This window comes from Rhodopseudomonas palustris (genome assembly GCF_003226555.1).
GTDB classification, from domain to species: Bacteria; Pseudomonadota; Alphaproteobacteria; order Rhizobiales; family Xanthobacteraceae; genus Rhodopseudomonas; species Rhodopseudomonas palustris_I.
Genome location: NZ_QKQS01000026.1, coordinates 116,084 through 137,774 on the forward strand (window position 1 = coordinate 116,084; position 21,691 = coordinate 137,774).

The 21,691-nt window shown below is 65.1% G+C and carries 22 protein-coding genes; 17 read left to right on the forward strand and 5 right to left on the reverse strand.

The annotated features are described in order from the left end of the window. The first annotated feature begins 77 nt into the window (after positions 1-77). Entirely contained in the window at positions 78-731 is a 654-nt protein-coding gene (locus DNX69_RS20925; protein ID WP_110787929.1) for a 2-hydroxychromene-2-carboxylate isomerase, read from the forward strand. A gap of 115 nt (positions 732-846) precedes the next feature. Here DNX69_RS20925 and DNX69_RS20930 read toward each other — a convergent pair whose 3' ends face one another. Further along, a complete protein-coding gene (locus DNX69_RS20930; RefSeq protein WP_165825300.1) occupies positions 847-3,177 on the reverse strand; it encodes an arylsulfatase in 2,331 nt (776 codons plus the stop codon). A 402-nt stretch (positions 3,178-3,579) separates the two neighbouring features. Here DNX69_RS20930 and DNX69_RS20935 point away from each other — a divergent pair, with 402 nt between their 5' ends. Beyond that, on the forward strand, positions 3,580-4,338 hold the full coding sequence (locus DNX69_RS20935) for a sulfite exporter TauE/SafE family protein (protein ID WP_110787931.1): 759 nt from the start codon (positions 3,580-3,582) through the stop codon (positions 4,336-4,338). Positions 4,339-4,378: 40 nt separating this feature from the next. Next, positions 4,379-4,903: a carboxymuconolactone decarboxylase family protein gene (locus tag DNX69_RS20940; RefSeq protein ID WP_110787932.1), complete on the forward strand. Its 525-nt coding sequence runs from the start codon at positions 4,379-4,381 to the stop codon at positions 4,901-4,903. A gap of 60 nt (positions 4,904-4,963) precedes the next feature. On the opposite strand, the gene ccoG is transcribed toward DNX69_RS20940, so the two are convergent. Together ccoG and DNX69_RS20950 are read right to left on the reverse strand one after the other, a co-directional pair. Next, entirely contained in the window at positions 4,964-6,406 is a 1,443-nt protein-coding gene (gene ccoG / locus DNX69_RS20945) for a cytochrome c oxidase accessory protein CcoG (RefSeq protein WP_110787933.1), read from the reverse strand. A gap of 118 nt (positions 6,407-6,524) precedes the next feature. Then, positions 6,525-6,725: a hypothetical protein gene (locus DNX69_RS20950; RefSeq protein ID WP_110788200.1), complete on the reverse strand. Its 201-nt coding sequence runs from the start codon at positions 6,723-6,725 to the stop codon at positions 6,525-6,527. 305 nt (positions 6,726-7,030) lie between these two features. On the opposite strand from DNX69_RS20950, the gene DNX69_RS20955 reads away from it, so the two are divergent. The 3 genes from DNX69_RS20955 (at position 7,031) to DNX69_RS20965 (ending at position 8,846) form a co-directional block, all read left to right on the forward strand. Continuing rightward, positions 7,031-7,621, forward strand: coding sequence for a PadR family transcriptional regulator (locus DNX69_RS20955; RefSeq protein WP_110787934.1), 591 nt, complete (start codon positions 7,031-7,033; stop codon positions 7,619-7,621). Between the two features lie 88 nt (positions 7,622-7,709). Next, positions 7,710-8,243 carry a ubiquinol-cytochrome c reductase iron-sulfur subunit gene (gene petA, locus DNX69_RS20960; protein ID WP_110787935.1) on the forward strand — a complete coding sequence of 178 codons (534 nt, stop codon included), beginning with the start codon at positions 7,710-7,712 and terminating at the stop codon, positions 8,241-8,243. Positions 8,244-8,453: 210 nt separating this feature from the next. Beyond that, positions 8,454-8,846: a NifB/NifX family molybdenum-iron cluster-binding protein gene (locus DNX69_RS20965; protein WP_110787936.1), complete on the forward strand. Its 393-nt coding sequence runs from the start codon at positions 8,454-8,456 to the stop codon at positions 8,844-8,846. 126 nt (positions 8,847-8,972) lie between these two features. Here the strand turns inward: DNX69_RS20965 and DNX69_RS20970 are convergent, their stop codons facing one another. Then, complete coding sequence (locus tag DNX69_RS20970; protein ID WP_013500959.1) at positions 8,973-9,176, reverse strand: YgaP family membrane protein; 204 nt, start codon at positions 9,174-9,176, stop codon at positions 8,973-8,975. 114 nt (positions 9,177-9,290) lie between these two features. Here DNX69_RS20970 and DNX69_RS20975 point away from each other — a divergent pair, with 114 nt between their 5' ends. From DNX69_RS20975 to DNX69_RS21005, 7 genes are all read left to right on the forward strand, one after another. Further along, positions 9,291-9,596, forward strand: coding sequence for an ArsR/SmtB family transcription factor (locus DNX69_RS20975; protein ID WP_234827036.1), 306 nt, complete (start codon positions 9,291-9,293; stop codon positions 9,594-9,596). 16 nt (positions 9,597-9,612) lie between these two features. After that, positions 9,613-10,611, forward strand: coding sequence for an efflux RND transporter periplasmic adaptor subunit (locus DNX69_RS20980; RefSeq protein WP_110787938.1), 999 nt, complete (start codon positions 9,613-9,615; stop codon positions 10,609-10,611). Continuing rightward, entirely contained in the window at positions 10,608-13,832 is a 3,225-nt protein-coding gene (locus tag DNX69_RS20985) for an efflux RND transporter permease subunit (protein ID WP_110787939.1), read from the forward strand. The genes DNX69_RS20980 and DNX69_RS20985 overlap by 4 nt, the downstream gene beginning before the upstream one ends. A gap of 73 nt (positions 13,833-13,905) precedes the next feature. Further along, a complete protein-coding gene (locus DNX69_RS20990; RefSeq protein ID WP_110787940.1) occupies positions 13,906-14,559 on the forward strand; it encodes a DsbA family protein in 654 nt (217 codons plus the stop codon). 284 nt (positions 14,560-14,843) lie between these two features. Continuing rightward, entirely contained in the window at positions 14,844-15,026 is a 183-nt protein-coding gene (locus tag DNX69_RS26710) for a hypothetical protein (RefSeq protein ID WP_234827037.1), read from the forward strand. A gap of 4 nt (positions 15,027-15,030) precedes the next feature. Beyond that, positions 15,031-16,293 (forward strand): ferric reductase-like transmembrane domain-containing protein, encoded by a 1,263-nt coding sequence (locus DNX69_RS21000; RefSeq protein ID WP_110787942.1) that lies wholly within the window; start codon positions 15,031-15,033, stop codon positions 16,291-16,293. Further along, positions 16,290-16,655 carry a cytochrome b5 domain-containing protein gene (locus DNX69_RS21005; RefSeq protein WP_110787943.1) on the forward strand — a complete coding sequence of 122 codons (366 nt, stop codon included), beginning with the start codon at positions 16,290-16,292 and terminating at the stop codon, positions 16,653-16,655. Before DNX69_RS21000 ends, DNX69_RS21005 begins: the two co-directional genes overlap by 4 nt. Positions 16,656-16,756: 101 nt before the next feature. Here DNX69_RS21005 and DNX69_RS21010 read toward each other — a convergent pair whose 3' ends face one another. Then, entirely contained in the window at positions 16,757-17,887 is a 1,131-nt protein-coding gene (locus DNX69_RS21010) for a site-specific DNA-methyltransferase (RefSeq protein WP_110787944.1), read from the reverse strand. Between the two features lie 370 nt (positions 17,888-18,257). Here DNX69_RS21010 and ypfJ point away from each other — a divergent pair, with 370 nt between their 5' ends. From ypfJ to DNX69_RS21030, 4 genes are all read left to right on the forward strand, one after another. Further along, on the forward strand, positions 18,258-19,175 hold the full coding sequence (gene ypfJ, locus DNX69_RS21015; RefSeq protein ID WP_110787945.1) for a KPN_02809 family neutral zinc metallopeptidase: 918 nt from the start codon (positions 18,258-18,260) through the stop codon (positions 19,173-19,175). Positions 19,176-19,313: 138 nt separating this feature from the next. Then, a complete protein-coding gene (moaB, locus tag DNX69_RS21020; protein ID WP_110787946.1) occupies positions 19,314-19,862 on the forward strand; it encodes a molybdenum cofactor biosynthesis protein B in 549 nt (182 codons plus the stop codon). Positions 19,863-19,972: 110 nt separating this feature from the next. Further along, complete coding sequence (locus DNX69_RS21025; RefSeq protein WP_110787947.1) at positions 19,973-20,791, forward strand: CoA transferase subunit A; 819 nt, start codon at positions 19,973-19,975, stop codon at positions 20,789-20,791. After that, on the forward strand, positions 20,788-21,540 hold the full coding sequence (locus DNX69_RS21030; protein WP_110787948.1) for a CoA transferase: 753 nt from the start codon (positions 20,788-20,790) through the stop codon (positions 21,538-21,540). Before DNX69_RS21025 ends, DNX69_RS21030 begins: the two co-directional genes overlap by 4 nt. Positions 21,541-21,691 lie beyond the last annotated feature (151 nt).

Consider the following 21,691-nt stretch of genomic DNA (forward strand, 5'->3'; position numbering starts at 1 on the left):
CCCGCCGGGCGGAAATTGGCGCAGTTGAGTTTGCAATGCGACAGGTAGGCTGTCGCATTGGGGTTGGTGACCGGCCGATGAGTCTCAGCGTCGATCTGTTCTGGTCGTTCCGGAGCCCATACAGCTATCTGTCGCTGCCCAAGGCGGTGCGGCTCGTCGAGCAATACGACTTCGCCATCAACGCGCGGCCGGTGTATCCGCTGGCGGTGCGCGATCCGACCTTCTTCAAGCGGACCGATCCGAGGTTTGCGCGCTACGTCGTGCTCGACAGTTTTCGCGTGGCGCAGAAGGAGGGGATCCCGTTCCGCTTCCCGCGGCCCGATCCGATCGTGCAGGACATGCAGACGCTCGAAGTCTCGGCCGAGCAGCCGTATATCAGGCGCCTGACGCGGCTCGGCGCCGCCGCCCAGCTCGCCGGCCGCGGCCTGTCGTTCATCCGCGAGGTCAGCTCGGTGCTGTATGGCGGCGCTGTCGACAATTGGCACGAGGGCGATCATCTCGCCCAAGCGGCCGAGCGGGCCGGGCTCGATCTGGCGCAGCTCGAAGCGGAGATCGCCGCCGATCCTGACAAGTACGACGAAACCATCCGCAGCAACGAGCGCGACCATGCCGCGTCCGGTCACTGGGGCGTGCCGACGTTCGTCTTCAACGGCGAGCCGTTCTTCGGCCAGGACCGGCTCGATCTGTTGCTGTGGCGCCTGCAGCAGCACGGGCTGAAGCAGCGGGGGTAAGTCGAGTCGTCATTCCGGGGCGCGCGAGGCGCGAACCCGGAATCCCGCAATGTTCTGCGTGGATCGAGATTCCGGGTTCGCTCGCCTGCGGCGAGCGCCCCGGAATGACCGGCTGTTATTGCCTTGCCATCTCGACATTGCCGACTGCTTCGCCGTCGAGCTCCTGGTCGGTGAACATCGACACCTCGACCCGCAGCATCCGGCCGGTGAATTCGAACGGCGCATCGTAATGCGACACCGGACTGCCGCCGTCGCGGGCGATGTCGAGGCCGGACCATGAGATCAGCGTGTGGAAGGCGAGGCCGGTCTCCATCGATCCCGCCGGCTCGCCGTCGATCGTCAGCGTGTAGCGGCTGACGCCGGTGCGAGAGCCCTTGGCCGGCGGCTCGGTCCGGCGCAGCCGTTCCACCTTGACGCCGAGCCGGCGCGGGCCCGGCTGCAGCGTCTGTTCCGATGTGACGACGTGATGATGGCCGCCGATGTTGAGGTCGTGCACCAGCCGTCCGTTCTTGATGTACAGGCTGTAGCCGGACGTCATGTCGCCGTGTGCAATCAGCACGCCTTCGCTGCCGGCATCGAGTTCGACATGGGCCTCGATGGTGTAGCTGCGGCTGCGGACGTCGGGCGCGACGTCGGTCGGGACGTGGCCCATGCCGCGGTGAAACACGAAGTGTTTGCGGGCGCCGTGAAAGCGTGCGGCGTTTTCGGCGAAGCGTGGCCCGAACCGGTCGTCGAGCGGCAACACCTGATGTCGTTCCGCCGCGGCCCACCACATCTCGATCAGTTCGGCCAGCCGCGTGGGCTCTGCCTCCGCGAGATCGTGCGCTTCGGAGAAGTCGCGGTCGAGATGAAACAGCTCCCATTTGTCGTCGTCGAACGGCTTGCCGGGCGGGTGATACGCGACCGCCTTCCAGCCCTGATGCCAGATGCCGCGATGGCCGAACATCTCGAAATACTGCGGCGAGGACTTCGACGGCACGCCGGGCTCGGTCAGCGACCGCGCGAAGCTTTCGCCTTCCAGCGGCATCTGCTTCAACCCGCCGATCTCGGCCGGTGCCTCGACCCCGATCAGGTCGAGCAGCGTCGGCACCAGGTCGCTGGCATGGACGAATTGATGCCGCAGTTCGCCGCGCGCCGGCAGCCGCTTCGGCCAGCTCACCACGAACGGATCGCGGATGCCGCCGCCGTGGGTGTTCTGCTTGTAGCGCCGCAGCGGCGTGTTCGACGCCATCGCCCAGCCGTGCGGGAAGTTAGAATGGGAGTTGGGGCCGCCGATGTCGTCGATCTTCTTGACCTTGTCGGGCATCGGTTCGAGCCGGAAGTTATAGGGGCCCATCGCGTTGATGAAACCGAGCGGACCGCCTTCCTGGCTGGCGCCGTTGTCGGACAGCACCAGGATCAGCGTGTTGTCGCGCTGCCCGGAGGCGTCGAGGAAGTCGATCAGCCGCTTCAGGTGCCGGTCGGCGTGGTCGAGCATGCCGGCGAACGCCGCCTGCAGCCGGGTGAACACGCGTTGTTCGTCGGGCGTGTGCTCGCTCCAGGGCTTCACGCCGTCGTTGCGCGGCGGCATGTCGGTGGTCTCGGGTACGATGCCCATCGCCTTCTGCCGCGCCATCCGCTGCTCGCGCTCGACGTCCCAGCCGTGCGCGAAGGTGGCGTCGTAGCCCTTGATGATGTCCATCGGCGCCTGATGCGGTGCATGGCAGGCGCCGAGCGCCACCCAGGTCAGCCACGGCAGTTCGGGGCGGTCGGCGGCGTGATCGGCGATGAAGCGGATCGCCTGATCGATCAGGTCTTCGGTCAAATGATAGCCGGTCTCGAAGGTGCCTGGCGCGTCGATCGGGGTGTTGTCCGACACCAGTTCGGGCGAGAACTGATCGGTCTCGGCGTCGAGGAAGCCGTAGAAGCGGTCGAAGCCGCGCCCCAGCGGCCAGCCGTCGAACGGGCCGGTCGCGCCGGTTTCGGTCAGCGGCGTGACGTGCCATTTGCCGACCATGTAGTTGCGGTAGGCATGGGCGCGCAGCATCTCGGCGAGCGTCCCGGCCTCCTTGGCGATCTTGCCGCGATAGCCTGGATAGCCGGAATCGAAATTTGCCAGGCATCCGACGCCGACCGAGTGATGGTTGCGGCCGGTCAGCAAGGCCGCGCGGGTGGTCGAACACATCGCGGTGGTGTGGAAGCCGGTGTAGCGCAGGCCCTCGGCCGCGAGCTTGTCGATCGTCGGCGTCGCGATCGGCGATCCGTAGCAGCCGAAGTCCGAAAAGCCGACATCGTCGAACAGCACCATCAGAATGTTCGGCGCACCCGCCGGCGCTGACGGCGGCTCTGGCCACCATGGTTTGGAATCGGCAATCGTCCTGCCGATCCGCCCGCCGAAGGTCTTCTGGTTGGTTGCGCTCACCCGGTCTCTCCCTTGATGTCTGCGCCGGTTGGTCCGGCTGTGCATGATGGATAGGCGAATGCCGCGCAGCCTCGGCAAGGCGGCGCGGTGGACTAGCGAATGCAATGGATCGGCTTGATGAGGAGGCTGGTGCAGCGAACCGGACGATGGCTTCGTGCCGCTGAAGCCGACAATCTCGCGACGGCGAATTTCGTGGAGAAGGAGGCGCGCGGACGGGTGGAGAGCATCAATGTCGATCGCGCGCAACCAATGCACGCCTCGGCGCATGCTCGCGCCGGCCGCTTCCTCCCTGGTTCTTAGTTCTAGCGAAAATATTGTTCCAATTCATAGGCGGGCGCAAGCGCAATGCCGCATGCGCCGCGCGGATTTGCCGGGGCTGACTTTCCTCTGTACAGCGGGAGTGTCGCCGTTCGCGCGCCATTCCTCCGACAGTTCGAGCCCTCAGCGTTGTCGATCATTCTCGATCCCTGGTTCTATGCGGTCGCAATCCCTGCGGTGTTTCTGCTCGGGCTCGCCAAAGGCGGTTTCTCAGGCGTCGGCATCGCCGCGACGCCGCTACTCGCGTTGTATCTGCCGCCGCTGGAAGCCGCCGGGCTGTTGCTTCCGGTGCTGATCACCCAGGATATGATCTCGCTGTACGTGTATCGGCATCATTGGGATGCGCGCAGCCTGAAGGTGTTGCTGCCCGGCGCGCTGATCGGAATGGCGTTCGCGTGGTGGATGGCCTCGATCGTGTCGGATGATGCGGTGCGGCTGATCGTCGGCGGCGTCGGGTTGGTGTTCGTACTCAATGTCTGGCTACGGCCGCACGCTTCGGCAGTGAAGCTGTCGGACGCGGCCGGTGTGTTCTGGGGCGCGGTGTCCGGCTTCACATCGTTCATGACGCAAGGCGGCGGTCCGCCCTATCAGGTCTACATGCTGCCGCAGCTGCTGCCGAAGCTGACCCTGGTCGGCACCACCACGATCTTCTTCGCGATCATCAACGTGCTGAAGATCGGCCCATACTTCCTGCTCGGTCAGTTCACGCCGGCCAATCTCGGCACCTCGCTGGCGCTGCTGCCGCTCGCCGCGGCGGCGAACATGGCCGGGATCTGGCTGGTGCGGCGGACGCCGACCGGGCTGTTCTACAGGATCGCCTACGTGCTGCTGTTCGTGGTGTCGGTGGCGCTGGTGTATCAGGGGCTGTCGGATCTGATCCGCGGCTGATCGCGACACAACACGAACAACAACACAGGGAGAAAGACCGATGGCACGGATCGAGTATTGCGACGAGGCCACAGCGAGCCCGCGCACCCGCGAGGTGCTGGCCAAGAACCGTAATGCCAACATCTTCCGGATGCTGGCGCATGCGCCGAGCCATTTCGAGCAATACTGCCGGCTCGGCGGTGCGATCCGGTTCAAGGGTGAGCTCGATCCGGTGCTACGCGAGCTGGCGATCACCCGGACCGGCATCTTGTGCAACGCACCTTACGAGGTCGCCGCACATAAGAAGATCGGCGCCGGAGTCGGCGTCAGTGCCGCGCAGAACGCTGCGCTCGACGACTGGCGCAGCGCCGATTGCTTCGACGCCACCCAGCGCGCCGCCCTGGCCTTTACCGACGAGGTCGTGAAGCTGGATCGGCCGACCGACGCGGTGTTCGGCGACATCGCCGCGCGGCTGACCCCGGCGGCGCTGGTCGAGCTGCAACTCGCGATCGGCTTCTACATCATGACGTCGAAGTTTCTCGAAACCTTCGGGATCGATCTGCAGCCGGTCGACGACGTGGTCTAAGGCGACGTGGTGTAAGGCGAAGCGGGGAGGCGTAGTCTACGCCGCCCCGCGCCGGTCCGGTCAGTTCGAGGTCGGCGGCACGAAGTGGTCGACGGTGGTCGCGCTCTCGCCGGTCAGCGGATCCTTCACCTCGAAAGTGATGTTGAGCGACTGGCTCGGCACCTGTCCGCTCGGCACCAGCACCGACAGCCGCAGTTCCCGGGTCTGGTCCTGGCCCACTTCGAGGTCGAGCCGGTCCTTGGTGTCCGGATCGATGCCGACCGCCTGCAGCCGTGCACCGGGGACGCCGCTCACCGACACCTGCATCACGCGGGCGGTCGGGCGCTTGTTGAGAAGCCGCACCGTGTAGTCGTTGCGGACGCCGCCATTGGAGAGCGCGACGAACAGCGGGTTGCGTTCGTGCAGCACGTTGATGTCGAGCGAGCCGCGCGTCGCCAGCGCATACACCATCACGGCTCCGACCAGCACGATCAGGGCGGAATACATCAGCGTCCGCGCGCGGATCGGCCGATACACCGAGGCCTTGCCGCTGATGCGGCGTTGGATGTTGATGTCGGTGTCGTAGGCGATCAGGTCCGGCGGCCGGCCGACCTGCTTCATCACCGTGTTGCAGGCGTCGATGCACAGGCCGCATTGCACGCAGCCGAGCTGCAGGCCCTGGCGGATGTCGACGCCGGTCGGGCAGACGTTGACGCATTGGTGGCAGTCGATGCAGTCGCCCGCGACCTCGCCATGGGCGCGCACCACTTCGGCCTTCTTCATCGACATCCGCGGCTCGCCGCGTTCGTAGCGATAGGTGACGTTGAGGGCCCATTCGTCGGTCAGCGCCGCCTGGATACGCGGCCACGGGCACATGTAGATGCACACCTGTTCGCGCATGAAGCCGGCGAGGGTGTAGGTGGTGAAGGTGAGGATGCCGATCCAGACATAGGCGACCATCGGCGCCTGGAAGGTCACGAGTTCCTTCACCAGCGTCGGTGCATCGGCAAAGTACAGCACCCAGGCGCCGCCGGTCCACCACGCGATCATCAGCCAGATGAAGTGCTTGAGCGCGAGCTCACCGACGCGGCGCACCGTCCACCCGTGTTTGTCCTTGGCGATACGGTCGCGGCGGTCGCCCTCGATCAGCCGCTCGACCGCGTAGAACAGGTCGGTCCACACCGTCTGCGGACACAGATAGCCGCACCACACCCGCCCCGCGAGCGCGTTCATCAGGAATAGCACCAGCGCCGCCATGATCAGAAGGCCGGTGAAGTAGTACACTTCCTGCGGCCACAACTCGATGAAGAAGAAGTAGAACCGCCGAGCCGGCAGATCGATCAGAACCGCCTGGTCCGGCAGGCCTGGTCCGCGATCCCAGCGCAGGAACGGCGTGAAGTAGTAGATCGACAGCGTGATCGCCAGCAGCGCCCATTTGATCCGGCGGAAGCGGCCATGGACCGCCTGCGGATAGATCTTGTTGCGGGCCGCGTAGAGCGGACCCTCGATATTGGTTTCGGTCATGGGAGGGCTTTCGCTGGAGCTTCGTCCCCGGAGAGGGGAGTGGCGTCTCCGGGCGAAGTCTCGCGGGATCAAGCAGGCTGGGGCGGGACGCCAGGTGCGGGCGTCCCTATCTCATCGTTCAGCGGACGGATGGCGTGGCGATCTTGCGCGCGACCACGAACGACACCGGCATCGCGATCACGAAGCCGCAGCCGACCGCGATGGGAATCCAGTGCATTGCTTCCGCGGACAGGCTCGGCACCACGAGCACCGCGACCATCAACATGCCGGCGAGCGTCGCACCGCCGATGATCCAAACCACAACCGCAACCTTGAACATGAATCTCTCCTGTTGCTTGGCCAGGGCTGTCCAGTCCCCGGCGCCCGGGCCGAGCAAAGGGCCATCCGGGCACATTCAAATGTTGGGGGAACATTTGAATGTGCCCGGACGATATATTTTGGTTCGCTTCTAAGTTTGATCTGGATCAAGCGGTCAGTATCAGAAAACCGTCGTGCTTAGAGGCACATAAGTAACCGAACACCGTTTTTTCATGGAATGCGGAAAAGGCCCTGTCTGTTAGAAAGATATATCTTTACTTCGACACAGGGCGTGCCTACGTAAGATATATCTTTCAGGAGGTCGTCATGGACGGCGTCGAAAACGTCGGACGACGTTGCGGTTTCGGGATGCCGGGCTGCCGCTGGGGACGCCGCGGCATGGGCGGGCGCGGCATGGGCGGCGGCGAGATGACGCGCGCCGGTCGGATGCTGGCGCAAGGCGATCTCAAACTGATCGCGCTGGCGCTGATCGCCGAGCAGCCGCGCCACGGCTACGACATCATCAAGATGATCGAGGAGAGGACTGCCGGCTTCTACGCCCCGAGTCCGGGCGTGGTGTATCCGACGCTGACCTTCCTCGAAGAAACCGGCCACGTCATCGCCCAGCCGGAAGGCGCCAAGAAGTTGTACGTGGCCACCGACGAGGGGCGCGATCACCTTGCGGCCAACCGGTCGCTGGCCGACGCCGTGTTCGAGCGCCTCGCCGCCTTCGGCGACATGATGCGGCAGCAGAACGGCGATGGCGGAGCGGACGGCAACGATCTGCCGTCGTTACTTCGCGCGGCGCTCGACAACCTTCGGGAAATCGCGATCCGTCAGATCGTCAAAGATCCGGACAACGAAGCAGAGCTTGTTGCGATCCTCGCCCGCGCCGCCGGCGAGCTTCGCAAGACGTAGGTGTGGACTGGTTCCACATCATTGGACGACGCATTCGACCGCACGGCGGAACGGTAACCCGCCGGGTGGCAACACTCAGGAGACGACAATGACCGCCATTACGTCTGAACAGCCCAACCGTCGCGACGTGTTGTACTTGGCAACCGGCGCCCTGGCCGCGGTCGGGACCGCCGCTTTGGTGTGGCCGTTCGTATCTCAGCTCAACCCGGATGCCGGCACGATCGCGGCCGGCTTTCCGCTCGAAGTCGACTTGTCGCCGATCTCGGAAGGTCAGGTCGTGAAGGTGTTTTGGCGCGGCCAGCCGATCTTCATCAACCACCGCACGCCGAAGGAAATCGAGTCGGCGCAATCGGCCGACTGGCAGAGCTTCCGTGATCCGGAGCCGGATTCGGCGCGGGTCAAGCCGGGCAAGGAACAGTGGCTGGTCGTGTCGGCGATCTGCACCCATCTGGGCTGCGTGCCGACCGAGCATCAGGGCAATTACGAGGGCTGGTTCTGCCAGTGCCACGGTTCGCAATACGACTCGTCGGGGCGCATCCGGCTGGGGCCGGCGCCGCGCAATCTGCCGCTGGTGCCCTACAAATTCGCCAACGACACGCAGATCATCATCGGCGAGACCTGAGCGCGGCGTAAGCCACGATCGAATTCGTCATGCGCGGGCTTGGCCCGCGCATCCGTCGCGCGCGTCAGCGCGCCCAGAGCGGTTGCGCGAAAATGATGGATCGCCGGTCAAGTCCGGCAATGACGATCCATTCGAGTTGATGCGCGCCGTCCTTGTTGAAGCCGCCGCAGCGGCCCTCTCTCTCCACTCACAGTCCCGAAAGCTCCAATCATGCTGATCGCAGTCGCCAGCCAGAACTTCCGCACCGTGACCGGCCATGCCGGCAAGACCCGCCGCTTCCTGGTGTTCGATGCGGCTCCGTGCCGTCCGCCGCAGGAGGTCGATCGGCTCGACCTGCCCAAGGAGATGTCGATCCACGAATTCAAGGAAGACGGAGCGCACCCGCTCGACAAAGTGAGCGTGGTGATTGCCGGCAGCGCCGGGCCGGGCTTCCTCAGCCGAATGGCGGCGCGCGGTGTCGTGGCCATTACCACCGCAGAGACCGATCCGGTCGCCGCGGTTCAGAACTACCTCGCCGGAAAGCTGGCGCCCGCGGCGCCGCACGATCACGACGACGAGGAAGAAGAGGGCGGCTGCAACTGCAATTGCGGCCGCGCGGCCTGAGGCAGGGTCAGGCGATCGCCCATCGCTTCGTCATTGCTGAACATGCACAGCAATGCCGGAGCGATTTTCTTCGTGATGGATTGCCGGGTCGAGCCCCGGCAACGACGCGCTTGATGCGTTGCGCGCTTACGAAAACGCGTTGCCGGCCGGACGGCCGAGCTTCTTGAACACGATCGCCGCCGGACAGAAGCCGGTGAACGACGCCTGAATCATGTTGACGCCGGCGAACGCCGTCAGCAGCAGCCAGTACGGGCTGACCAGCCAGCCGAGCGCGAGGCTGACAAGCACCACGGTGCCGGCGAAGGCGAGTACGGTCTGATCGAGATTCATGCCCTGTCCCTTTCTCAACTGCCCGGGCCGCGGTGCGGTCCCGCTTTCGAATTCGTGTTGACGATATATTCGAATAATCGTATATACGCAAGTATGAAAATAACAGTCGACCCGATGGTGGCTGCCGCAGACGCGGCGAGCGAGCTTCTCAAGGCACTGTCGAACAGGCATCGACTGCTGATCATCTGTCAATTGATCGGCGGCGATCGTTCGGTCGGCGAGCTCGCCGAGAGTGTCGGGCTGCGCGACTCGACCGTGTCGCAGCATCTCGCGCTGCTACGCAAGGACGGGCTAGTGTCGGCGCGCCGCGACGCGCAGTCGATCTTCTATTCGATCGCCAGTGAACCGGCGCGCGAACTACTGACGACTCTGTACCGGGTCTATTGTCCCGGTCAGCCGATCGAGAAGACCAGTCGCTAACCTGCAAGGGCATGACATGAGAATGGGCGGATGGACGATGGGCGGCATTGTGGCCGCGATGCTGATGGGTGCTGCGGCAGCGCATCCGGCGGGTACTCTGACGGTGGCGGAGAGCAAGATCTCCGACGAGAAGGCCGTGTTCGCGACCGTCGAGAGCATCAGTGTGGTGCCGGCGCGGGCGCGGATTGGCGGCACGGTGATCGCCCTCAAGGTCCGCGAGGGCGACAGCGTGAGCCGCGGCCAGGAAATCGCGACCATCGGCGACGACAAGCTGACGCTGCAGATGAATTCGCTCGACGCCCAGATTCAGGCCCTGCAGGCGCAGGCGAGTCAGGCGCAGATCGATTACGACCGCACCTCCGGGCTGGTCGAGCGCGGCACGCTGCCGCGTACCAAGCTCGACGAGGCCCGTACCGCACTCAATGTCGCCGAGAACAATCTGCGCGCCAAGACTGCGGAGCGGTCGGTGGTGCAGCAGCAGTTCAAGGAAGGCCGGGTGCTGTCGCCGGACGACGGCCGGGTGCTGAAGAAGATGATCACCCTCGGTTCGGTGGTGCTGCAGGGCGACCCGATCGTCACCATCGCCCAGCAGCACTACAAGCTGCGGCTGCGGGTGCCCGAGCGGCACGCCCGTTTCCTCAAGGCGGGTGACAAGGTCCGGGTCGACGGCAGCGAGTTCGGCGATCACCTCGCCAAGTTCGGCACCATCGATCTGGTGTATCCGCAGATCGAGGACGGCCGCGTGGTGGCCGACGCCACCGTCGAGGGGCTGCCGCAATATTTCGTCGGCGACCGGCTGCGGGTGTGGATCTCCGGCGGCGAGCGCGACGCCTTCGTGATTCCGGCGAAGTTCGTCTCGACCGAATTCGGCATCGACTACGTCCATATCGGCGAGCCCGGAAAAACTGTGGCTGTGCCGGTGCAGCGCGGCCGCGAACATCCGACCGAAATGATGCCCAACGGGCTCGAGATCCTCTCGGGTCTGCGCAACGGTGACAGACTGGTGCAGCCGTGAATCTGGGAATCTCGGGCCGCCTGACCAAGGCGACCATTCAATCGCCGCTGACCCCGCTGTTTCTTCTGGCGTCGCTGATTGCCGGACTGATCGCGCTCGCCGCGATTCCGCGCGAGGAAGAGCCGCAGATCAGCGTGCCGATGGTCGACATCCGCATCAATGCCGACGGCTTGCGCGCGCCGGACGCGGTCGAACTGGTGACCAAGCCGCTGGAGGCCATCGTCAAGGGCATCGACGGCGTCGAGCACGTCTACAGCCAGACCGAAGACGACCGTGTGATGGTCACGGCGCGGTTTCTGGTCGGCACCACCGCCGACGACGCGATCCTTCGGGTGCATGAGAAGATCCGCGCCAATATCGCCAGCATTCCGGTCGGCATTCCGGAGCCGCTGATCGTCGGCCGTGGCATCAACGACGTCGCCATCACGGTGCTGACGCTCTCGCCCAAGCCGGACGCCGCGGCGCGCTGGACCGACAAGGATCTCTATGAGCTTGCCGACAAGCTGCGTTCCGAGCTGATGAAGGTCGACAGCATCGGCCTGACCTACATCTCCGGCGGCGATCCGCAGCAGATCCGGGTCGAGCCCGATCCGGAGAAGCTGTCGCTGTACGGCGTCACGCTGCAGCAGCTCGTCGCCAAGGTGAAGGACGCCAACCGCTCGTTCCTCGCCGGCAACGTGCGCGACGCCGGAACGATGCGCAGCGTCTCTGCCGGCCAGACCCTGATGGGCATTCCCGACATCGGCCTTTTGCTGATCGCGACCCGCGACAACCGCCCAGTCTACGTCAAGGACGTCGCCTCGGTGATCATCGGGCCGAATATGGCCGAGCACCGCGTGTGGAACGATGCCCGCGACTCGGGCGGCAAATGGGACCGCACGCCGGCCGTGACGCTCGCGCTCGCCAAGCGCGCCGGCGCCAACGCCGTCGTGGTGTCGCACGACATCAAGGCGCGGCTGGCGACGCTCGAAGGTTCGTTGATCCCGAACGACGTCGCCGTCACCGTGACCCGCGACTACGGCGAAACCGCCAACGAGAAGGCCAACGAGCTATTGTTCCATCTCGGTCTCGCCACGGTCTCGATCGTGGTGCTGATCGCGATCGCGATCGGCTGGCGCGAGGCGATCGTCACCGCGGTGGTGATCCCGACCACGATTCTGCTGACGTTGTTTGCCGCCAACCTGATGGGCTACACCATCAATCGCGTCAGCCTGTTCGCGCTGATCTTCTCGATCGGCATCCTGGTCGACGACGCCATCGTGGTGGTCGAGAACATCGCCCGGCATTGGGCGATGAGGGACGGTCGCTCTCGGCTGCAGGCCACCATCGAGGCGGTGGCCGAAGTCGGCAATCCGACCGTGATCGCGACCCTGACCGTGATCGCGGCGCTGCTGCCGATGCTGTTCGTGTCCGGGCTGATGGGGCCCTACATGGCGCCGATCCCGGCCAACGCCTCGGCCGCGATGCTGTTCTCGTTCTTCGTCGCGATGATGGTGGCGCCGTGGCTGATGCTGAAGCTGGCGCCGAAACAGGGCGCTGCGATCGCTGCGCACGGCGATCATGACGATGGCCGGCTCGGCCGGTTGTATCGCCGCTTCGCCACGCCGATCGTCGCCAGCAAGCGCGCGTCGTGGATCTTCTTGCTCGGCGTCGGCATCGCCACGCTGCTGTCGATGGCGCTGTTCTATACGAAATCGGTGACGGTGAAGCTGCTGCCGTTCGACAACAAGAGCGAGATCGCCGTGGTGCTCGACCTTCCGGAAGGCGCCACGCTCGAAGACACCGAGCGCACGCTGTTCGCGGCTGCCGACATCGCCCGTGGCCTGCCCGAAATCACTTCGGTGCAGACCTTCGCCGGCACCCCTGCGCCGTTCAATTTCAACGGCCTCGTTCGGCACTATTATTTGCGCGAGCGGCCCGAACTCGGCGAGTTGCAGGTCAATCTGCAGGAGCGCGGAGACCGTAGCCGCGCCAGCCACGACATCGCGCTCGACCTGCGCAAGCGGCTGCAGGCACTGAAGCTGCCCGAAGGTTCGAGCCTCAAAGTGGTGGAGGTGCCGCCCGGTCCACCGGTGCTGTCGACACTGCTCGCCGAAATCTACGGCCCCAATGCCGCTACGCGCCGTGCTGTGGCGGCCGAGGTCGAGAAGATCTTCAAGCAGGTGCCGTTCATCGTCGACGTCGATAATTCGATCGGCGAACCGCGGCCGCGGCTGCGCCTGTCGATCGATCAGGACCGGCTGGAATTCTTCGGAGTCGAGCAGAAAGACGTCTACGACACGATTGCGACGTTGTTTGGCGGCACCTCGATCGGCTACTCGCATCGCGGTGAGGATCGCAATCCGATCGCCATCACGGTCGGGCTGCCGAAGCGGGACCTCGCATGGAATGAGGCGCTGGCCTCGACGCCGGTGCCGGCCAATTCGTTGCCCGGTGCCAAGACCGTGGTCGAACTGGGCCAGCTGGTGAAGGCCACCAAGGAAGTCGGTTCGCTGATGATCTTCCGCCGCGACGGCCGGTTCGCCGACATGGTGATGGCCGAACTCGCCGGGAAGTTCGAAGCGCCGTTGTACGGCATGCTCGACGTCGACAAGCTGATCGAATCCCACGACTGGGGCAAACTGCCGAAGCCGGCGATCAGCCTGCACGGCCAGCCGTCCGACGAGTCCAAGCCGACCGTGCTGTGGGACGGCGAGTGGGAGATCACCTGGGTGACGTTCCGCGACATGGGGGCGGCGTTCGGCGCGGCCATCCTCGGCATCTACGTGCTGGTGGTGGCGCAGTTCAAGAGCTTCAAGCTGCCGCTGGTGATCCTGACGCCGATCCCGCTGACGCTGATCGGCATCCTGATCGGCCATTGGCTGCTCGGGGCGCCGTTCACCGCGACTTCAATGATTGGCTTCATCGCGCTCGCCGGCATCATCGTGCGCAATTCGATCCTCCTGGTCGATTTCATCCGGCACTCGGGAGGTGAGGGCAAATCGCTGCGGGAGGTCGTGCTCGAAGCCGGCGCGGTGCGGTTCAAGCCGATCCTGCTGACCGCGCTGGCGGCGATGATCGGCGCGGCCACGATTCTGCTCGACCCGATCTTCCAGGGCCTGGCGATCTCGCTGCTGTTCGGCCTGGCATCGTCGACCCTGCTGACGGTGCTGGTGATCCCCGCGATCTACATCGTGCTGCGCGACAAATCGCCGACCCCGCCGCCAGCCCCGGCAAAGTGATGGCATCGCGGTCCGATCCGAGGCACAACAGGGGCGCCCCCTGACCCTGGGGCGGTCCTGAGGATTGGAACCAATGATGATCTCCCGACGGTCGGCGCTGACGGCAGCGCTGGCACTGGCTCCGGCGTTCGCGGCAGCCAAAGCCCTGGCAGCGCCGACCGCGCCTGATGCTGAGGACGTGCTGTCGACCAATGCCGTGCTGTATGATCCCGAGATTCCGGTCGCCGGCAATCCCAAGGGCAACATCACCATCGTCGAGTGGTCCGATTATCGCTGCCCCTATTGCAAGAAGGTGGCTCCCGACCTGATGCAGGTCGTGAAGGAGGACGGCAACATCCGGCTGGTGTTGAAGGATTGGCCGATTTTCGGGGGCGTCTCGGTCGAAGCGGCGAAGCTCGTTCTTGCGTCCAAATATCAGGGCAAGTTTTTGGAGGCGCACGAGGCGTTGATCAGCGCCCCCTCCAAGCTGACCGACTCCAACCTCGCCGAGACGCTCAAAAGCGGCGGCATCGACGTGGCTCGCGCCACCAAGGATCTCGACGCCAACCGTGCGACGATCGAGGCGATCCTCAAGCGCAACGACGCTCAGGCCAAGGCGTTCGGATTCCAGGGGACGCCGTCGTTCATAGTCGGCCGGTTCCGGGTTCCCGGCGTGCTCGACGTCGCGCTGTTCAAGCAGGCGATCAAGGACGCCCGTGAGGCGGCGAAGAAGAACGAGAAGAAGTAACAGCTTCGGACTCTGCCCCTTCCTCCGTCCTCGCGAGCGAATGACGGCGAGCGGGCGGGTGCCGCTTTCAAACCCGCTCGTTGCTTGATCTGAGTCATCCCTGCACCCGGTGCGTCAGGCTAATCTGACGCGGCGCCATGTAGCGGGGTGACGCTATGTTTTGCATCCGCTTGGCGGCAGGCGCCGCCCTCACGCTCAGTGTCGTCAGTCTAGCAGCGGGCGGACCTTCGGCCTCAGCAGCGCCGTGGCGTGCCAGCGAAACCAATACCCGCGGCTGGATGCTGATGTCGCCGCAGGAGCGGATCGAGCATCAGGCGCGGGTGCGCAGCTTCACCGACTACACGGCCTGCGAGGCGTATCGCGCCGAACATCACGCGCTGATGGTGCAGCGAGCGCGCGAGCGCGGTCTCGATCTTCCGGGTGGCGGTCGCGACTTCTGCGATCATCTCAAGCCCGGCGCGGATTGAGCGTATGGCCTTTGCCGGACCAGCGTTGCGGACCGCGGTCATACCGCTGCTGACCGCAGCAGTGCCGGTCGGGTTCGCGGTCTGGGCATTTCCCCACGGTCTGGCTCCGGTCCGTGCCGCAGGCATCGTCACCGGTTGGCTCGGCTGCGGTCTGTTGCTGGTCAGTCTGCTGCTGATGCTGCGCGAGCCGCGGCTTGCCGCCTGGCTCGGCGGCCTGGAGCGGATGTATCGTTGGCACCACGCGACCGGCGTCGCCGCTTATCTGTTTCTGCTGCTGCATCCGCTGCTGCTCGCCGCCAACAATCTGCCGTCGCGGCGGATCGCGTGGCAGACGCTGTCACCATTCACCGAAAGCTGGCCGGTGTGGTCGGGCTGGCTCGGCCTGTTGCTGCTGATGGGCGGCCTCGTCACCACTTTCATTCGCCGTATCCGTTACGGCATCTGGCGCTGGCTGCATGCATTGCTCGGCCTCGGGGTATTGGTCGGGCTGGTGCATCTGATGTTGCTCGGCATCGACGAGCCGGTGCTGCCGATTCTGGCGGTCGCGGCGGCGATTCTCGGCTGGCGGCTCATCCGCGGCGATCTCGGCCTCGCCGCGCGGCCCTATGTCGTGACGGCGGCACGCCCCCTCGCGGCCCGCTCGGTCGAGGTGGTGCTTCGGCCGCTCGGTGAGCCGGCGCTGGTATCGCCCGGGCAGTTCGTGCTGGTGGCGTTCGGAAACGGCGGCCATTATCGCGGCTGCGGCGAATTCCATCCGTTCACCGTCAGTGCCGTTCGCGCCGCGAATGAATTGCATCTGGCGATCAAGGCGCTCGGCGACTGTACCAGCAGGATGCTGGCGATCGAAGCCGGCGTCGCGGCCCGGGTGATCGGCGGCTTCGGCGGTTTTGTGGCGCAGGGCGATGCGGCGCCGCAGCTCTGGATCGCGGGCGGTATCGGCGTCACCCCGTTCATGGCGCTCCTCGACGCGGGGACGCTGCCGCAGCCGACGCGGCTGCTCTATCTGTTTCGCACCGAGGCCGACGCCGCGTTCTTGCCGGAACTGCGGGCGGCGGGGAATTCGGATCCGAACTTCACTCTGCACGCGGTCGCGACCGGCGACAGTCTCCCCGATCTCGACACGCTGTTGCCGGATGCCAGCGAATTGTCAGGCGTCGAATGCTATCTGTGCGGACCGCAGGGGCTGGTCGCCGCACTGACACCGCTGCTCGCCGCCCGTGGCGTTGCCGCGCGGCACATTCACTACGAGAACTTCGAGTTCAGATGATGCGCAAGCTGTTCTACGTCTCGACCGCCGCATTCTGGGTCGCCGTTGCCGGCTTCTGGACCGGCAATCTGCTTCTCCCCGGCGCCGAACAAACCGCGACCGCCGCCGAGCATGCCATCGGCGCCGCCGAACTCGCCCGGCACGCCAAGCCGGACGATTGCTGGATGGCGATCAACGGCAGCGTCTACGATCTGACACCGTATCTGCCGGACCATCCGTCGCGGCCGAGCATCATCGAGCCGTGGTGCGGCAAGGAAGCGACCGAGGCTTACGATACCAAGACCAAGGGCCGGAAGCACTCGCCGGAAGCCGACGCGCTGCTACCGAAGTACCGGATTGGAAGGTTCGTCGGCGCAAGCTAGGGCGACGTCTTGGGGAAATCTGCGCGGCTCGCATTGAGCAGCCTGGGCAAAAAAGTAGCCCCGGTTCTGATTAGCTCAGAACCGGGGCAATCTTTGATTCGTCAGACGATCATCATGCTGCGGATCTCGGCGCGGAGCTCGTCGATCAGCCGAAGACCCTTGGCGGTCTCGACGTGCCAGAACGTCCAGCCGTTGCAGGCTTCGGAGCCCTGGGCCATCGCGCCGATCCGGTGAATCGAGCCGACCTTGTCGCCGAGCATGATCGCGCCGTCGGCACGCACTAATGCGCCGTGCCGCTTCTTCGAATCGACCAGCTTGGCGCCGGGCGAAATCATGCCGCGCTCGATCAATTCGGAGAACGCCACCCGCGGGGCATCGCGGGCGGTGACGAACGGCTTCAACGTATCGTCCGGGAGCGGCTGGATCGCAGCGATGCGCTCGCGCGCCGCTTCGGCATAGGTCTTGTCGCGCTCGATGCCGATGTAGTTGCGACGCAACCGCTTGGCGACGGCACCTGTGGTGCCGGTGCCGTTGAACGGATCGACGACGACGTCGCCGGGCTTGGACGAGCTCAGCAGCACACGCGCCAGAAGCTGTTCGGGCTTCTGCGTCGGGTGCACCTTTTTGCCGTCCTTGCCCTTCAGTCGCTCGTCGCCGGTGCACAGCGGAATCAGCCAGTCGGAGCGCGCCTGAACGTCCTCGTTGGCGGCCTTCAACGCATCGTAGTTGAAGGTGTAGCCCTTGGCGTTCTCGTCGCGCGCCGCCCAGATCATCGTTTCATGCGCATTGGTGAAACGACGCCCGCGGAAATTCGGCATCGGATTGGATTTGCGCCAGACGATGTCGTTGAGCACCCAGAACCCGAGGTCCTGCATGATCGCGCCGACGCGGAAGATGTTGTGATAGGAGCCGATCACCCACAACGTCGCCGACGGCTTCATGATCCGCCGCGCGGCGAGCAGCCACGCGCGGGTGAAGTTGTCGTAAGCGGCGAAGGACGCGAACTTGTCCCAATCGTCGTCGACGGCGTCGACTTCCGATTCGTCGGGACGCTTCAGCGCACCTTTGAGCTGCAGATTGTACGGCGGATCGGCGAATACCAGATCCACCGACTTCGCCGGGAGCTTTTCCATTTCGGCGATGCAATCGCCGACGATGATTTTGCTCTCGGGCTCGTATTCGAATTGAGTGCGGGGCGCCTTTGCAGACGCCCCGCTACGCGACACAATCATGACTCAACTAACCTGACTCATGTGACGCCGTCGGAGACGCGGGACAAAACAACCGACTGGCGACACATTGCCGTGGCAAAGTAAAAATCGACTTAATTGGATTGCAGTTTGGTGACCAAGGAACGAACACAGGTCAGAGCGGTTCTCTTTGCCGGCATCCCGATGGAGGGAACTGGCGCTGTGGCTATCATCGATGTTTCGCACGGACGGTCCGGCTCGGACGCGCTTCGGCGCCGGTCCGGCGGCGGCGCTCGGCACTAGGCAATATTTGCCGGGCGGGTTAATGCTAATTGTCGCCGATTTTTCCAGATCGGCTGCAACGTGACGGCCGGCACAGATCGCCGGTTCGGGCCAAACCGAGGACAGGCTGATGCGTTTCGATGATTTCCGTCGCAGCGACAATATCGACGACCGCCGGGATCAGGACGGCGGTGGTGGTGGCGGCGGATTCGGATTTCCAATGGGCGGTGGCGGCCTCGGCATCGGCACCATCGTGGTGCTCGGTATCGTCGGCTGGGCGCTGGGCATCGATCCGCGGCTGCTGATCGGCGGCGCCGAGATGATTTCCCATTCGACGCAGCAACATCCGGCCGACAGCCGCTCCGGCAAGCAGGGCGCTCCGACCGACGAGATGGGAAGCATGATCTCCGGCGTGCTCGGCGAGATCGACGATCGCTGGACAGAGATCTTCAAAGACAGCGGTCAGAAGTATGTCGGTCCGAAGATCGTGCTGTTCCGCGGCCGTACCAATGGTGGACGCTGCGGCATGGCGCAGGCGGCGATGGGGCCGTTCTATTGTCCGCCGGACCGCCAGATCTACATCGACACCTCGTTCTTCAAGCAGGTGGAGACTCGCTTCCACGGCTGCTCCGGCTCGGCCTGCCAGTTCACCGCCGCCTACATCATCGCGCACGAGGTCGGCCACCATGTCCAGAATCAGCTCGGCATTCTCGGCAAGGTGACGCAGAAGCAAAGGCAATACGGCGACAGCGCCGAGGCCAATGCGCTTCAGGTGCGCGTCGAGCTGCAGGCCGACTGCCTGTCCGGCGTCTGGGTCAACCGTGAAAAGAAGAAGCGGCCGAATTTCCTCGAAGACGGCGACATCGATGCCGCGCTGACCACCGCGGCGGCGATCGGCGACGACACTTTGCAGCGCCGCGCCGGCCGCGAAGTGGTGCCGGACTCCTTCACCCACGGCTCCGCAGCGCAGCGCAAACGCTGGTTCATGACCGGCTATCAGCAGGGCACCATCCAGGCCTGCAACACGTTTGCGGCGGAACGGCTGTAAAGTCTCGACCGACAGAGGTACGTATCAATTCGTCACGCCCGGCCTTGTGCCGGGCAGCCACGTTTTGCGATGGGGCGAAGACGTGGATGGCCGGGACGAGCCCGGCCATGACGCTGGCAGAGGTTCGAAGAGGCGGCCATGGCGAGCAAAGATCAACCCAAAGCCTTCATCCCGCTCAACATCGCCGTGCTCACGGTATCCGATACGCGGTCGCTCGACGACGACAAGTCCGGGGCGACGCTGGTCGAGCGGTTGAGCGGGGCGGGGCACAAATTGGCGGCGCGTGAGATCGTCACCGACGATGTCGAGAAGATTCGCGCCATCGTCAGGCGCTGGATCGAAGATGATGGTGTCGATGCGATCATCACCACCGGCGGCACCGGTTTCACCGGGCGCGACGTCACGCCGGAGGCGATCGAGCCCCTGTTCGAAAAGCGCATGGATGGATTTTCGATCGCGTTTCACATGATGAGCTGGGGCAAGATCGGCACCTCGACGATCCAGTCGCGCGCCACCGCGGGTGTCGCCGGCGCCACCTACATCTTCTGCCTGCCGGGCTCGCCCGGCGCCTGCCGTGACGGTTGGGACGGCATTTTGGCCGCGCAGCTCGATTTTCGGACGCGGCCGTGCAACTTCGTCGAAATCATGCCACGGCTCGACGAGCACTTGCGTCGCGGTAAGAACTGAGCGTCGCACATCGGCTTCGTGCCGGCGTGGCTTGACAGTCAGGGCTCACCGCGAAACCATCGTCGCCAAGCACAAGGCGCAACAATGCGCCGCGACGATGGGAGGTTGTTTTGGGCCAGATCGTATCGATCGAGGCGCTCGCCGCACAAATCCGCGACGGCATGACGGTGGCGGTGCCGTCCGACACCAGCGGCGTCGCCATGGCCGCGACTGCGGCCATCATCGCCAACCGTCCGCGCAATCTGCATCTCGTCTGCATCCCGATCAGTGGCCTGCAGGCTGACATGCTGATCGGCGAAGGCCTGGTCGGCACCGTCGAAACCAGCGCGATCACGCTCGGCGAAGCCGGCGGCGCGCCGCGGTTCGCCGACGGGATCCGCAGCGGCGCATTCGCGATCAAGGACGCGACCTGCCCGGCGATTCTCGCCGGCCTGGTCGCCGGCCAGAAGGGCGTGCCGTTCATGCCGATCCGCGGCATCATCGGCAGCGATATTCTGGAGACGCGCGACGATTGGAAGGTCATCGACAATCCGTATGCGCCGGACGATCCGATCGTGGTGGTGCCGGCGATCCGGCCCGACGTGGCGCTGTTCCATGCGCCCGAGGCCGACCGCTTCGGCAACGTCCGGATCGGCCGGCAGACCGAACTCGCCGCGATGGCCTACGCGGCCAAGACGACGCTGGTGACGGTCGAGCGTATCGTCGAGACCTCACTGCTGGCGGACGAGAACGCCGCCGCCGGCGTGCTGCCGGCGCTCTATGTCGGTGCGATCGCCGAAGCCAAGAACGGCGCGTGGCCGCTCAGCCTCGCCGGCGAATACAACACTGACACCGCCGAGGTCGGGCGCTACGCCAAGATGGCGCGCTCGGCCGAGGGTTTTGCGACGTACATGCAGGGCTTCGCCCAGAAGTTTGAGGCGGTGGCATGAGTACGGCGCCTGCAACGTCGCGCGAAATCCTGATCGCCACCATCGCCGATCTGCTCGACGGAGTCCGCACCGTCGCGGTCGGCGCCTCGTCGCCGATTCCGGCCGCCGGCGCGATGCTGCTGCGCGCCCGCAACGAGAGCCGCGGCCGCGATCCGGTGCGGGTGATCGTGCTCGGCTCGCGCCAGCACAACTTCTTCACCAACGGCGCGTTCGAACTGTTCGATGCCACCGCGCAAGGCCGGATCGATGCGTTCTTCCTCGGCGGCGGCCAGATCGACGGGCAGGCCAATATCAACCTCGTCGGTACCGGCGACTATCCGGCGAGCAGCGTGCGTTGGCCGGGCTCGTTCGGATCGGCCTTCATGTACTATCTGGTGCCGCGGGTGATCCTGTTTCGCGAGGAGCATTCGCCGCGCGTCCTGGTCGACAAGGTCGATTTCGTCAGCGCGCCCGGCGCGAGCGAGCGGATCTATCGCAGTGGCGGTCCGCACGTGCTGCTGACCGGGCTGGCGCTGTTTGGTTTCGATCAGCAGCGCAAGCGGTTCTGTCTGCGCAGCGTGCATCGCGGCAGCTCGGCGGAGGATGTCCGCGCCGCCACCGGATTCGACTACGACGCGCCCGCACAGGTGCCGTTCACGCCGGAGCCGGATGCAGAGACGCTGGCGCTGCTACGCGGCCGCGTCACCGACGAGCTCGCCGAGTGCTATCCCCAGTTCGCTCAGACGATGGTCGCAGATCGTGCCGCCTGAGGCTTTGCTTCAGCCGATGGAGCACTAAGCGCAGACCGTCGAACACGGTCCATAGCATCGCAACCATTGCGGCGCGTCGCAGCGCCCTTCCACGCTGGGCGTGGAAGGCGATCTGCTCTGCAGTGACGCGCCGCGTATCCTCGCGACGCGC

Excerpts from the sequence above, each read along its gene's own strand:
- DNX69_RS20990 (WP_110787940.1), top strand. The coding sequence starts at position 13,906 with ATGATGATCTCCCGACGGTCGGCGCTGACGGCAGCGCTGGCACTGGCT.
- moaB (WP_110787946.1), top strand. The coding sequence starts at position 19,314 with ATGGCGAGCAAAGATCAACCCAAAGCCTTCATCCCGCTCAACATCGCC.
- DNX69_RS20925 (WP_110787929.1), top strand. The coding sequence starts at position 78 with ATGAGTCTCAGCGTCGATCTGTTCTGGTCGTTCCGGAGCCCATACAGC.
- DNX69_RS21000 (WP_110787942.1), top strand. The coding sequence starts at position 15,031 with ATGGCCTTTGCCGGACCAGCGTTGCGGACCGCGGTCATACCGCTGCTG.
- petA (WP_110787935.1), top strand. The coding sequence starts at position 7,710 with ATGACCGCCATTACGTCTGAACAGCCCAACCGTCGCGACGTGTTGTAC.
- DNX69_RS21005 (WP_110787943.1), top strand. The coding sequence starts at position 16,290 with ATGATGCGCAAGCTGTTCTACGTCTCGACCGCCGCATTCTGGGTCGCC.
- DNX69_RS20940 (WP_110787932.1), top strand. The coding sequence starts at position 4,379 with ATGGCACGGATCGAGTATTGCGACGAGGCCACAGCGAGCCCGCGCACC.
- ccoG (WP_110787933.1), bottom strand. The coding sequence starts at position 6,406 with ATGACCGAAACCAATATCGAGGGTCCGCTCTACGCGGCCCGCAACAAG.
- DNX69_RS20950 (WP_110788200.1), bottom strand. The coding sequence starts at position 6,725 with ATGTTCAAGGTTGCGGTTGTGGTTTGGATCATCGGCGGTGCGACGCTC.
- DNX69_RS20970 (WP_013500959.1), bottom strand. The coding sequence starts at position 9,176 with ATGAATCTCGATCAGACCGTACTCGCCTTCGCCGGCACCGTGGTGCTT.
- ypfJ (WP_110787945.1), top strand. The coding sequence starts at position 18,258 with ATGCGTTTCGATGATTTCCGTCGCAGCGACAATATCGACGACCGCCGG.
- DNX69_RS20965 (WP_110787936.1), top strand. The coding sequence starts at position 8,454 with ATGCTGATCGCAGTCGCCAGCCAGAACTTCCGCACCGTGACCGGCCAT.
- DNX69_RS26710 (WP_234827037.1), top strand. The coding sequence starts at position 14,844 with ATGTCGCCGCAGGAGCGGATCGAGCATCAGGCGCGGGTGCGCAGCTTC.
- DNX69_RS21010 (WP_110787944.1), bottom strand. The coding sequence starts at position 17,887 with ATGATTGTGTCGCGTAGCGGGGCGTCTGCAAAGGCGCCCCGCACTCAA.
- DNX69_RS20930 (WP_165825300.1), bottom strand. The coding sequence starts at position 3,177 with ATGCACAGCCGGACCAACCGGCGCAGACATCAAGGGAGAGACCGGGTG.
- DNX69_RS20980 (WP_110787938.1), top strand. The coding sequence starts at position 9,613 with ATGAGAATGGGCGGATGGACGATGGGCGGCATTGTGGCCGCGATGCTG.
- DNX69_RS20955 (WP_110787934.1), top strand. The coding sequence starts at position 7,031 with ATGGACGGCGTCGAAAACGTCGGACGACGTTGCGGTTTCGGGATGCCG.
- DNX69_RS21030 (WP_110787948.1), top strand. The coding sequence starts at position 20,788 with ATGAGTACGGCGCCTGCAACGTCGCGCGAAATCCTGATCGCCACCATC.
- DNX69_RS20975 (WP_234827036.1), top strand. The coding sequence starts at position 9,291 with ATGGTGGCTGCCGCAGACGCGGCGAGCGAGCTTCTCAAGGCACTGTCG.